Source organism: Microbulbifer mixtoriginis (SeqCode) (assembly GCF_052466765.1).
On record NZ_CP174289.1, the window covers coordinates 2370094 to 2383098 of the forward strand.

The following is a 13005-nucleotide window of genomic DNA, read 5'->3' on the forward strand; positions in this document are numbered from 1 at the left end:
AATCCAAATACGGATAATTTAAATGACGATTCAGCCTTTAAAGACGACATCAAAAAAAGAGTATTGATACGCCATTTCAATTAGCGACTTAAATAGCACATAAACATCAACTACTCAGCTAAAGGAAACAAAAATGAATCATGCTCCCAGGGTAACATTACTACAAAACTGGTAATTATCGCTCGGCAGAATAAGGATCTTCCGCGGTCAAATAGGCAAGAATATCTGCTTTCTTTTCTTGGGAATGTAACCACTCTCGAATTTCTTTTACTTTGTCATATAACTCTTCGCCAAATCTGCTTCTATAAACCTCCGAAAAAGTCTCTTGTGCCCTAGTATCCCTAACCTTTTTCTGCCACTCATGGGTAACCAATGAATTCAAAGAAGCAGCAAGCCCCTCAGCTCTCAGAAGCTCCCACTCCCCCTTATCCAGCCAAATACCACCAACTGTCGGGCTATAATCTAAACGGTGCTCACTACCCGCAGTAATTTTTAACTTCTGCATGATCATGCCTGTTACCGGACATAAAATAGCTTTCTTGGTATCTTCGGCCACGATTTCATTTAGCACAGCTATATTATCGGAAAACTTATACTCGGGATTTTTTCTTTTCCAAGTCAGATAGTCTTCAATCAGAATCCAGTTCCCACCACAACTTGAGCAGGTATGTGCACGAAACAACTGCTCAATGACAACTGGTTTGAGCACACCTTTTTTACAACTGGTACAGCGTTTCATAATTTCTTTTCCATAAAAAATAACCCAGATCTTTTTTAAAGACCTGGGTTGCGAGATTAGAGTTTTTATCAGATAAATAACTAGTAAATAAAGCCCGAATATCGTTTATCTACCAAATCTGAAAAATATTAACTCTCTGTCTCAACGGGTTTACTTAAGTTGCCAACACCCGCTTCTTTCAAGAGAGAATCCACTAAGGGGGCCATCGCACGGTGCTTCAGAGCACTGCCGACTAAAGCTTCCGGCAGGCTTTGGCCTTTAGCTTCCGACTCTCCATCCAGAATTCCACTGGAGGCACGACCATCCACACCATTTAAACCTTCGACAGAAATAATTTTCATGCCATCAATACTTTCCATCGGTTTAACACTTTCACGGATAATATTGGGCAGATTCTCATGCAGGCTCAGCACCTTCTTCAATGCAATCTGAGCTTCACTGAGACTGTTGTATGCCTCGTTCATCAGACGCTGACCTTCAGCATCCACGGCGTATTTCTCGCGATCTGCTTCAACCTTAATACGAATTGCCTCTGCCTCTGCAGAAGCCTGCAGGCGAAGTGCTTCGGCTTTATCTTCTGCAGCTGACTTCTCCGCTTCGGCCATTACTTTAATACCGGTAGCCTGACGCTCAGCCACTTTCTGGGCTTCGATAATCTCAATGCGCTTATCACGCTCTGCCACTTCCACGTCCTTGGCAGTGCGCACCTGCTCCTCCGCTTTTACCGCTTCAGCCAGTGCAACGTTGGCCTGCTGGTCTGCCTGGGACTGCTCTTTGGATTTTTCCGCAACGGCAATTGCCCGCTCCTGCTCCGCAATCTCTACAGATTTCTCTTTGGAGATACGCTGCTCATCGAGAATACGCTCGCGCTCAATTTCCTGCTCTTTCAGGCGGCGCTCCTTTTCAATCTCCAACAGTTTAGTCGCCTGCTCTGCAGCAATCTGGGATTGGCTAACTTCACGCTGGGCTTCAATTTCTGCCTGACGCGCAGCCCTGTCTTGTGCGGCCAATTCACGAGCAATATCAGCTTTTTGTGCGGCTTCGCGATTTTCCAGCTCGCGTTGTTGCTCTAAATGGGCGTAACGTTTTTCCTTATCAATTTCCAGTTTCTGGCGCTCGGCTTCGAGGTTTTTCTTCTCGATCTGCACCATAGTTTCCTGTTCGACGTCGTTCACTTCCTTGCGGCGCGCTTCAATGGAGCGGGTCATGCTGGCAAGGCCTTCGGCATCGAAGACATTATCCTGGTTAAAAAACTCTTTGTGAGTCTGGTCCAGACCGGTCAAAGAAACAGACTCCAGTTCCAGTCCGTTTTTCAACAAATCCTCGGAAACTACCTGTTGTACTTTTTGTACAAACTGACTGCGTTGTTCATGCAACTCTGCCATTTCCATTTCGGCGGCCACAGAGCGAAGCGCATCGACAAATTTGCCCTCAATCATTTCTTTCAAGGCTTCCGGGTCCAGAGTGCGTAGGCCCAAAGTCTGTGCCGCATTGGCAATCGCCTCGGCATCGGGCTTCACGCGCAAATAGAATTCCGCAAGTACATCCACACGCATGCGATCCTTGGTAATCAGCGCCTGGTGCTCTTTGCGGGATACCGCAAGGCGCAGGGTATTCATATTCACCGGAATAATTTCATGTAACACCGGCAATACCAGTGCACCACCATTCATAATAACTTTTTGCCCACCCATACCGGTACGCACAAAAGAACGCTCTTTAGAGGCACGGGTATAAAGCCGTGCAAAAATAGTCCCAATAACAATCAGGGCCACTAATATAGCCCCGGCAATAAATACCATAATCGGAAGGTTTCCTATCACTGCTAGATTCTCCATTTAGTTATTCTCCATAAGATGTATACTGCTGGGGCGAGTTACTCGAAAATGTGCTCCCAGCTCTTCAACCAGTAACACCTTATCCCCCTGATTAAATATTTCACTCTCATCCGGCTCCACCATTACATAGTGTGTGGTTCCATATTCATCACTAAAACGCGCCTCTGCCGGTGAACCGGCTTCTGCTCTGCCGATCGTAATAATCGCTACACGGCCAATAAAGGAGTTTCTCTCAACCGCCTCAGATTCATCACCCACGGCAAAGCGTCGCATAATATTGCCAACAAAACGTACCTGGGGGAGAGCCAGGAAAAGGACTCCGACAGCAAGTAAACCACCCGGCAATAGATACCCAAAGAATGACTCCATGAGCATTTGGATTAATAAGCCCGTTACTCCAAAACCAACCAAAAAAGTAACTAACAGGATAAGTGCAGGCACTTCCCCAAAGCGTAACCATCCGAGTAGTTTAGTCATCCCCCCTGATAACCCTGTGTCTGGTACGTCAACATTAAAATCTGGTAGTACGTTATCCAGTAAGTCTGAAATACCAACACCAATCAATGTCATCACGCCTTCAAGAAGCGCTATCATAAACATTAAAAGTAGCGCGCCAGTGAAGATCAGGTTTTGATCTTGCAACAAAAATATCATCAGCCCCCCGATTTAATTTTGGCTAAACGTTCTTTCACACGATTATTTCGTGCAAACTCCTCAAGCTCTGCTAACTTGCTGGCATCTATTTCGGAATCAAATGCCGATATAGCTGTACTACCTATTGCTCGATTAAATGCATCTGTAGCTTGTTCTACCTGGGCTTTCGACTTTCTATCCCTACCATATTCATCAGTAACAACGCTACCTCTTGCATTTTTATTGACTGCAATAAATTCCTGTAATTGCTCACGCATTTCACGCTTCTTACCTTGCAGAGCAAGAATATAAGAACCTAGTTCCTTTATTTCTATCTCATTTTCACTGATCGCTTTCTCTAAAATTGGAAGCTGCACCTCAATATCCATTTGCTTGGCGATGGCGACTTCAGCCAAATCATCACGACCTTCATTTACAGCGATGGTAATTTGTTCAGCTAAACGTTTATGACGTGTTTTTTCTTCGTTTAACGTTCTACTATTTAGATATTTAGATGCTTCTGCTTTCCCTAGCTGATCTCGCACATCCTTAATCGCATCATCCACATCCCGGATTGCCTGTTCCATCACTGACTCTGGCGCAGCGGCTTCAACTGAGTCTACAACTGCATTCGCAGACACAGAGATTAAGCGTGAAATGCGCTTAATTAATCCTTCTCTCAAAATTTTCTTTCCTTTTACTGTTTAATTTCCACCAAAGCCAGACCAAGTCCCTCAAGATCTGACAAACTCTATTAAGTACTTACCACAACAGACTGTGGAATTACCGTTTTTATTTCAACAGTAATTCTGCCGCTTGCTTAACCATAAAACTCATTTGCGCAGATACTTATTCCGCAGTTTCACTTTCAAGGCGTTCACGTATTTTCACAACGGAATCACGGTGAATGCTGCGTGGACTGCTCTGTTGGGACAACAGCAACATTTTTTCCAGGAAAGCCTCGACACTTGGCAACAAGTCTTTCTCCAATTCCGGTGCCATTGGTTCTTTTCCGGCCACATTTTGGATAATGGCGGCACCTTCTGTGAGCAACTCCATTACCGCCTCAATCAACAGGCTCCGCTGGTTTTCCTCTATATAGCGGGCCTTTAACGGCAGCATGGCTTCTGCAGAGGAGAGATAGCTGCGGGAAAGACAATCCCCGCCAATAGACTCTCTCGCCATTGCAATAATTTCGCGTACTTTTTCACTTTGGGTGACCGCCCCATTGCGATCAATCGACATCAAATATGCATAATCTTCCGCCGATAGGCGTGCCGATATAGATTGTGTTTTATTGAGCATAATGATCCCTTGCTTGCCATGTATACAAAAGTACACACCACTATGTGTAGGGTCAATTAAAACTCGCATGACCTATTGGTACGACAGAACCAGCCGGTGTGGAAAAATAATCTTTTGTTGATTGTGCTATCTATAATTCAGGGGATTTTTGTAAGGAATTGTTCTTATTACCGCCAGTTGTTTTAAATTACACATCCTTACAGGGATAAATTCCCGCAAAAATATTTTTATTTTTCACACCTGGAACAGGCTTTTGGCGACACACCCATAGTTCCATCGCCAACTGACGGATGTAATGTCGATAGAAAACCTGATTCTCAATGTCGATAGCTATAAAGCCAGCCACTACCTGCAGTATCCACCAGGTACGGAATTTATTAGCAGCTATATCGAGTGCCGCGGCGGGGAATTTTCTGAAACGGTATTTTTTGGTTTACAAGCTTTTATTAAACAGTACCTACAAAGACCTATCACATTTGCCAATATCGAAGAGGCAGGAAAGCTACTCAAGGCCCACGGTTTGCCCTTTAATCGCGCGGGCTGGGAACATATCGTCAGTAAACATCGGGGGCTGCTGCCTTTAGAGATTTGTGCTGTAGAGGAAGGAGGCATTATTCCTTTACACAATGTTATGGCACAAATTGTTAACACCTGCCCATCCTGTTTCTGGTTGACCTGTTATCTTGAGACCGCACTGGTACGCGCTCTCTGGTATCCGTGTACTGTCGCCACACAGAGTCGGGAAATCAAAAAAATCATTGCGCATTATTTACAGCAAACGGCCGACAGCCAAAAGAGTCTCCCCTTTCAATTACACGATTTCGGTGCGCGTGGGGCCAGTAGCTTGGAAAGTGCCACGTTGGGCGGTATGGCTCATCTGGTGAATTTTCAAGGAACCGATACGCTCTCAGGAATATTAGGTGCGAGAAATTTTTACCATGCCGATATGCCTGGATTTTCTATTCCGGCTGCGGAGCATAGCACCATTACCGCCTGGGGCCGGGATGGGGAAGCATTGGCCTATCAGAACATTCTGCAACATTTTTCCGGAAAAAATAAAACCGTTGCGGTGGTCAGTGATAGCTATGATTTATGGCATGCAGTGGAAAATATCTGGGGTGGCCAATTTAAAAACACGATTCAAAACAGTGGTGGGACCTTGGTTATCCGCCCAGACTCCGGCAACCCTGTACAGATTGTTGTCGATTGTATAGAGCGATTGATGCATATATTTGGAGCTCACACCAACAGCAAAGGTTACCGTGTTTTGCCTGAGTATATTCGTGTTATCCAAGGAGATAGTATCTCCCGCTTCACTATCCCCAAAATACTGCAGGCAATGCAGAAGCATAAGCAGAGTGCCGAGAATGTCGCTTTCGGTATGGGCGGCGGACTGCTGCAAAAAGTCGACAGGGACTTAATGAGCTTTGCCATGAAAGCCAGTGCTATTCGCATCAACGGTATCTGGCGGGACATCTACAAGGACCCGCGCACAGGGCCAGAGAAAAAATCCAAGCGCGGACGCCTGGCACTGATTCAATGCGAGAATGGCGACTTCAGAACCATTCGTCTGGAGGATGTAAATCAATACAAGAACTTTCTGAGACCAGTGTTTCGTAACGGCAATTTGCTTATAGAAACGACTTTTGCTGAGGTGCGCCAGCGCGCAGCCATATAGCAACTTGATTCATCCCCCTCCTCTTTCCGTAACCATTTGCCCCTAGCAAACCTCATTTCACCGAACCAACACTTTACAAAAGCAATCATGGCCTGTTACCTGTATAGGTTTGTTGTCTGGACAAGGCGCCCGGCCGGGCCTCTTGTATGTATCGGGCACAATAACAATAAGCACACCCCCAAACCCTATTGGGGGGATAAAGGTAGCCAATGGAAAGAAGAAAATTCCTCAAGATCGCCGGCGTCGGCTCCAGTGGTATTTTATTACCACTGCAGGGTATTCAGGTCAGCGCCGAGCAACTGCTCAATGAGGGCATGCACAGCTCGCACAAACGACACCTGGCAGATGTCGCCCTGAATACGGCGCGCAAAGCCGGTGCCAGTTATACCGATGTGCGCATCGGTCGCTATCTCAACCAGTACGTGATGACCCGCGAAACTAACGTGGAGAATATCGTCAATACGGAATCCCTCGGCGCCGGTATCCGCGTAATCGCCAATGGCACCTGGGGTTTCGCCGCCACCAACGATCTGACTGCCGATGGCGTTGCCCGCGCCGCACGCCAGGCGGTTGCCGTTGCCAAGGCCAACGCCAAATATCAGACCGAGCCCGTGCGCTTGGCACCGGTTAAAGGCGCAGGCGAGGTTTCCTGGCAGACACCGATCAAACAGAATGCCCTGCAGGTGCCCATCAGTGAGAAAGTCGATTTCCTGATGGATGTTAACAATGGGGCACTTAAAGCCGGAGCCAGCTATATCCGCTCTTCCCTGTATTTAGTCAATGAGCAGAAATACTTTGCTTCCAGCGACGGCTCCTATATCGACCAGGATATCCACCGCCTGTGGGCGCCCATGCAGGTGACCGCTGTGGATAAGAAAAGTGGGGCCTTCAAAACGCGCAATGGCCTCAGCGATCCAGTGGGAAGGGGTTATGAATACCTGGCTGGTCACGACAAAGACAAAATTCGCGGACAGACCACGCTCTACAAAGCCTCCTACGATATGGCTGAGGATGCCGTGCTCGCGGCCGAGCAGGCCAAGGCCAAACTTTCGGCCAAATCCATCGATCCGGGCAAGTACGACTTGGTACTGGAACCCTCGCACCTATGCCTGACCATCCATGAATCTGTAGGCCACCCATTAGAGCTGGACCGCGTGCTGGGCTACGAAGCCAACTATGCCGGAACCTCCTTCGCCACCCTGGATAAGTGGCGCAGCGGTAAATTCCAGTACGGCAGCGATAAGGTCACTCTGTTTGCCGACAAGGTACAACCAGGCTCCCTCGGTGCCGTCGCCTATGACGACGAAGGGGTAAAAACCAAACGTTGGGATCTGGTGAAAGATGGCATCCTGGTGAACTACCAGGCCACTCGCGATCAGGTGCATATGATCGACCAAAAGGAATCCCACGGCTGCAGCTACGGCGATAGCTGGTCCAGCGTGCAGTTCCAGCGCATGCCCAATGTCTCCCTGGCTCCGGGAGAGAAGAAGTACTCAGCCAAAGACATGATCCGCGATGTGGAAAAAGGCATTTACATCGTCGGGCGCGGCTCCTACTCCATCGATCAGCAGCGCTACAACTTCCAGTTCGGCGGACAGCTGTTCTACGAGATCAAAAACGGTGAGATCGTCGGTCAGGTTGAGGACGTCGCCTACCAGTCCAACACGCAGGAATTCTGGAATTCCTGCTCGGCGATATGCGACAGCAGCGACTACCGCCTGGGCGGAACCTTCTTCGATGGTAAGGGCCAACCCAGCCAGGTGAGTGCGGTATCCCACGGCTGCTCCACCACCCGTTTTGACAAAATTAATGTAATCAATACCAAGCGCAAGATTTCCTGAAGGGCGCACAAGAATAAGTAATTGGAGAAAAGGCAATGGCAATTCTGAGTAGAAGTGAAGCGAAGCGTATTCTCGATAAGGTTTTGAAATACAGCCGCGCCGATGAAGCCAGCGCACAGCTGGCCGGCAGCGAGACCGGCAACATTCGCTATGCGCGCAACAGTGTTTCCACCAGTGGCATCGTCAACGATATCGAGCTGGCGGTAGAGGCCCGTTTCGGCAAGAAATCCGGTGTAGCCACCATCAACGAATTCAGCGATGCCTCCCTGGAAAAAGTGATGCGTCGCGCCGAAGAACTGGCCAAGCTGTCCCCGGAAAATCCTGAAGCCATGCCGATGCTGGGACCACAGAAATATGTCAGCGTAGACGGCTTCGCCAAGTCCACTGCAGATATCACTCCAGACCAGCGCGCCAAGGCTGCGGCAGATTCCATTATTGCAGCCAAGGAAAAGAAAGTGGTTGCCGCAGGTTACCTGGAAGACCAGCGTTCTTTTGCTGCAGTCGCCACCAGTAAAGGCTTGTTCGGCTACCACGCTTCTACCTCTGCCAATTTCACTGTAACTATGCGCACCGAGAATGGCCTGGGTTCTGGTTGGGCCGAAAGTGACGTTACCGATTTCGGTGCAATGAATACCGGCCGCACTTCCTCTGTCGCCATCGACAAAGCGGTCCTGTCCCAGGAAGCCCGTGCCCTGGAACCGGGCAAGTACACCGTGATCCTGGAGCCCAATGCGGTGTCCGGCCTAGTGGGTTACATGATGAGCGGCTTCGATGCGCGCAGTGCCGACGAGGGCCGCAGCTTTATGAGCAAAAAGGGCGGCGGCAACCGTACCGGCGAGAAGATGTTCGACAAGCGAGTAAATTTCTACTCCGACCCCACCAGCCTCGATGTGCCGGCTCAACCCTGGACCGACGGTGATTTTATGCAGCTGGGACGCACCGAATGGGTGAAAGACGGCGTAGTGAAAAACCTGGCGCGCAGCCGCTACTGGGCCGAGCAAAGCAAAGGCGAAGTGGTCCCCGAACCCAACAACCTGATTATGATCGGCGGCGATAAAACCACCGAAGAACTGATCAAAAATACCCGCCGCGGTATTTTGGTATCCCGCACCTGGTATATCCGTATGGTCGATCCACAGTCCATGCTGCTCACCGGCCTCACCCGCGACGGCACCTTCTATATCGAAAACGGCAAGATCAAATACCCGGTGAAGAACTTCCGCTTCAACGAGAGCCCGGTAATCATGCTCAACAATATCGAAGATATGGGCGTCCCCCAGCGAGTGGGTATGTGGGGCATGTCCGCCATGATTCCCGCGTTGAAAGTGCGCGACTTCACCTTCAGCAGCCTTTCCGACGCCGTATAACAGCCAGCACCCATCGAGGATAACGAAATGGAAAGAAGAAAATTTCTCCAGCTCAGCGGTGCCGGCCTGGGTGTTTCCATGTTGCCGCTGTCCGGCAATCTGGTCGCCGAGAGCAAACTGACGCAAAGCGGTATTGATCTCTCGGTAAAAAAAGAATTTGCCGATGTCGCCCTGAATACCGCCACTAAACTCGGCGCCACTTATGCCGATGTGCGTATTGGTCGCTACCTGAACCAATACGTGATCACCCGCGAGATGAAAGTGCAGGACGTGGTGAACACCGAATCTATCGGCATGGGGATTCGGGTTATTGCCAACGGCACCTGGGGCTTTGCTGCCACCAATGACCTGACAGCCGATGGCGTTGCTCGCGCCACCCGCCAGGCAGTAGCTACCGCCAAGGCCAACTCCAAGTACCAGCAGGAGCCCGTACAGTTGGCTCCGGTAAAAGGCCACGGCGAGGTGAGCTGGCAGACACCCATCCAGAAAAACGCTATGCAGATCCCCCTGGCCGACAAGGTGGACCTGTTAATGGACGTGAACAAGTCCGCTATGGATGCCGGCGCCAGCTATATCAACTCCATGTTGTACCTGGTGAATGAACAAAAGTATTTTGCCTCTACCGACGGCTCCTATATCGACCAGGACGTTCACCGTTTGTGGGCGCCCTTCTCGGTCACCGCAGTGGACAAGAAAACTGGCGGTTTCCGTACCCGCCAGGGCCTCAGCCAGCCGGTAGGACGCGGCTTTGAATACCTGGATGGCCGCGCCGAAGACAAGATCCAAGCACAGACAGTGCTCTACCGCGACTCCTACGATATGGCCGAAGACGCACGCCTGGCGGCGCAACAAGCCAAGGAAAAGCTTACGGCTAAATCGGTCAAACCGGGCAAGTACGACCTGGTGCTGGACCCAAGCCACCTCTGGCTCACCATCCACGAATCCGTCGGCCACCCACTGGAGCTGGACCGCGTGCTCGGCTACGAGGCCAATTTTGCCGGTACCTCTTTCGCCACTATCGATAAATGGCGCAGCGGCAAATTCCAATACGGCAGCGACAAGGTCAACCTGTTTGCCGATAAGGTACAGCCCGGCTCTCTCGGCGCCGTCGGCTACGACGATGAAGGCGTGAAGACCCGCAACTGGGATCTGGTAAAAGACGGTGTGCTGGTGAACTATCAGGCCACCCGCGACCAGGTACATATGCTGGGGCAAAAGGAATCCCACGGCTGCTGCTACGCCGACAGCTGGTCCAGCGTGCAATTCCAGCGCATGTCCAACGTTTCGCTGTTGCCTGGCAAGGAGGAGCTGAGCGTCGACGATATGATCAAGGATGTGGAGAAAGGCATTTATATTGTGGGTGCCGGTTCCTTCTCCATCGATCAGCAGCGCTACAACTTCCAGTTTGGTGGACAACTGTTCTACGAGATTGAAGACGGCAAGATTACCGGCATGGTGGAGGATGTCGCCTACCAGTCCAACACCCAGGAATTCTGGAATGCCTGTTCGCAGGTCTGCGGCAAAGATGATTATCGTCTGGGTGGTTCCTTCTTTGACGGTAAGGGACAGCCGATGCAAACCAGTGCCGTGTCCCACGGTAGTTCCACAGCACGCTTCGACGGTATCAATGTGATCAATACCAAGCGCAAGCTGGGCTAACCACTGATCCACACGGGAGCTGGCCAGCAAACCAGTCAGCTCCCAGTATTGAAAATAAATGGGTAGAAGGAAAGAAGGTGCTCCGTTCGAGACCGTATGAGGCATGGATGCCGATTACGAGCGTACAGGGATGTATTTACAGCGTGTCTCGAACGGAGCACTTTCTTTCCTTTGCTCTCAACAATAAAAACCAACGCAGTAACAGAGTTATCCCGTGTCCCTCACCCGCAAGGCTTTTCTTCAGCGCCTGATCCTGGGTAGCTGCGCCGCAGCGCTGCCTCTGGGCACACGCGCACAAAATACAGCACCGGGTAGTGCACAGGAGCACTACGATTTTTATTTCACCCGCTTGATGTACGAATCCGGTGACTGGGATGTGGATCAGCGCATGCCCTCCAACCTGCTCAATTCACTGGTGGAATACACCAATCTCAGGGTTGATCCCAAAGAGCACATAGTGCCGCTGGCCGATAAGAAAATGCTGCTGGCGCCTTTCTGCTACTTGGCCGGACACAAGCTGGTGCAATTCACTACGGAAGAGGCAAAGAATTTTCGCGATTACGTCAATCGCGGTGGCTTTGTATTTGTTGACGACTGCAACCACGATATCGACGGTCTCTTTGCCAAATCCTTCGAAGCGCAAATGGCCGAGCTGTTTGGCGAAGACTGCCTGCAAAAACTCCCGGACAATCACGACCTCTACCGCTGTTTCTTTCAATTCGATGAATTGCCGGTAACCAGCTTTGAATTAAATGGCTGGGGTGATGATCTGGTACACGACTACCTGAAAGCCATTGTTGTAAACGGCCGTATCGCCGTGCTTTACAGCAACAAAGATTTCGGCTGCGAATGGGACTACGACTACCGCAACAAACGCTGGCTCGCCATCGATAACACAAAATTTGCGGTGAACATTGTTATTTACGCACTGACGAGCTGATTATGCTGACCACCCTGGAAAATAGTATCGAAGAACAACTGCACAGCCTCGACAATCTTCAACAGGAAATTGCGCGGGTGATTGTCGGCCAGAAACCTGTGGTGGAACAGATGCTGATCTGCCTGTTGGCCGGCGGCCACGCCCTACTCGAAGGGGTGCCGGGACTGGGTAAAACCCTGCTGGTAAAAACCCTCGCCGATGCCAGTGCGTTGGATTTTAAGCGGGTACAGTTCACCCCGGATTTAATGCCCGGAGATATTCTCGGCAGTGAGATCCTCGAAGAGGATCACAGCACCGGCAAGCGCTTTTTTAAATTCCAGCAGGGCCCGGTTTTCACCAATATCCTGCTCGCCGATGAAATTAACCGCACACCGCCGAAAACCCAGGCAGCCCTATTGGAATCCATGCAGGAAGGCTCGGTAACCGTGGGCGGTAAAACACTGAAATTGCCCGATCCTTATTTCGTACTGGCCACACAAAACCCCATCGAGCAGGCCGGCACCTATCCGCTGCCGGAAGCTCAGCTGGACCGCTTCCTGTTAAATATTCATATCGACTATCCCGATGAGCGGGATGAAGTTGAAATCCTGCGCTCCACCACCGGTGCCAGCAGGGTCAAACCCAGCCCCAGCCTGGATGCGGAGCAATTGCGCGAAATGCAGAAACTGGTGCGGGAAATTCATGTAAGCGACGATTTGTACCGCTACGTGGCGGCACTAGTGCGCGCTACCCGTATGGAAACCAGCGGCAGCGATACCCTGCAACAGTGGATCAAGTGGGGCGCCGGCCCTCGCGCGGGGCAGGCTCTGATTCTCGCCGCCAAGGCGCGGGCCCTGTTGCAGCGACGCCTCGCCGTCACCCGCGAGGATATCCGCAGCCTGTTACTGCCAGTGCTGCGCCACCGGGTGCTGCTCAGCTTCCAGGCCCAGGCCGATGGCGTGCAGATGCCACAGCTGATTGATGAATTACTGACGGCGGTGCCGGAACCGGGCCGGGACTGATCAG

General features: G+C 50.6%; 11 protein-coding genes. 6 read left to right on the forward strand and 5 right to left on the reverse strand.

Annotation, left to right across the window (positions count from 1 at the left end; all coding sequences use genetic code 11):
• Positions 1-175: 175 nt before the first annotated feature.
• The 5 genes from ACJJIV_RS10445 to ACJJIV_RS10465 all read right to left on the reverse strand — a co-directional run bounded on the left by ACJJIV_RS10445 (position 176) and on the right by ACJJIV_RS10465 (position 4515).
• Positions 176-739, reverse strand: a complete 564-nt coding sequence (locus tag ACJJIV_RS10445; protein ID WP_444891646.1) for a TFIIB-type zinc ribbon-containing protein — start codon at positions 737-739, stop codon at positions 176-178.
• A gap of 128 nt (positions 740-867) precedes the next feature.
• Entirely contained in the window at positions 868-2577 is a 1710-nt protein-coding gene (locus tag ACJJIV_RS10450; RefSeq protein WP_444891647.1) for a flotillin family protein, read from the reverse strand.
• On the reverse strand, positions 2578-3231 hold the full coding sequence (locus ACJJIV_RS10455) for a YqiJ family protein (protein WP_444891648.1): 654 nt from the start codon (positions 3229-3231) through the stop codon (positions 2578-2580).
• Positions 3231-3893 carry a PspA/IM30 family protein gene (locus tag ACJJIV_RS10460; protein ID WP_444891649.1) on the reverse strand — a complete coding sequence of 221 codons (663 nt, stop codon included), beginning with the start codon at positions 3891-3893 and terminating at the stop codon, positions 3231-3233. The genes ACJJIV_RS10455 and ACJJIV_RS10460 overlap by 1 nt, the downstream gene beginning before the upstream one ends.
• Before the next feature lie 166 nt (positions 3894-4059).
• Positions 4060-4515, reverse strand: a complete 456-nt coding sequence (locus tag ACJJIV_RS10465) for a hypothetical protein (protein WP_444891650.1) — start codon at positions 4513-4515, stop codon at positions 4060-4062.
• A gap of 295 nt (positions 4516-4810) precedes the next feature.
• Between ACJJIV_RS10465 and ACJJIV_RS10470 the strand changes: the two genes are divergently transcribed.
• The 6 genes from ACJJIV_RS10470 (at position 4811) to ACJJIV_RS10495 (ending at position 13001) form a co-directional block, all read left to right on the forward strand.
• A complete protein-coding gene (locus tag ACJJIV_RS10470) occupies positions 4811-6193 on the forward strand; it encodes a nicotinate phosphoribosyltransferase (protein WP_444891651.1) in 1383 nt (460 codons plus the stop codon).
• Positions 6194-6402: 209 nt separating this feature from the next.
• Entirely contained in the window at positions 6403-8034 is a 1632-nt protein-coding gene (locus ACJJIV_RS10475; protein ID WP_252084065.1) for a TldD/PmbA family protein, read from the forward strand.
• Positions 8035-8069: 35 nt separating this feature from the next.
• A complete protein-coding gene (locus tag ACJJIV_RS10480) occupies positions 8070-9401 on the forward strand; it encodes a TldD/PmbA family protein (RefSeq protein WP_444891652.1) in 1332 nt (443 codons plus the stop codon).
• A gap of 27 nt (positions 9402-9428) precedes the next feature.
• Complete coding sequence (locus ACJJIV_RS10485) at positions 9429-11060, forward strand: TldD/PmbA family protein (protein WP_444891653.1); 1632 nt, start codon at positions 9429-9431, stop codon at positions 11058-11060.
• 214 nt (positions 11061-11274) lie between these two features.
• On the forward strand, positions 11275-12000 hold the full coding sequence (locus tag ACJJIV_RS10490; protein WP_282930459.1) for a DUF4159 domain-containing protein: 726 nt from the start codon (positions 11275-11277) through the stop codon (positions 11998-12000).
• 2 nt (positions 12001-12002) lie between these two features.
• The gene (locus ACJJIV_RS10495; RefSeq protein ID WP_444891654.1) at positions 12003-13001 is read left to right on the forward strand and encodes an AAA family ATPase; all 999 of its coding nucleotides are present in this window, start codon (positions 12003-12005) and stop codon (positions 12999-13001) included.
• The last annotated feature ends 4 nt before the right edge of the window (positions 13002-13005 follow it).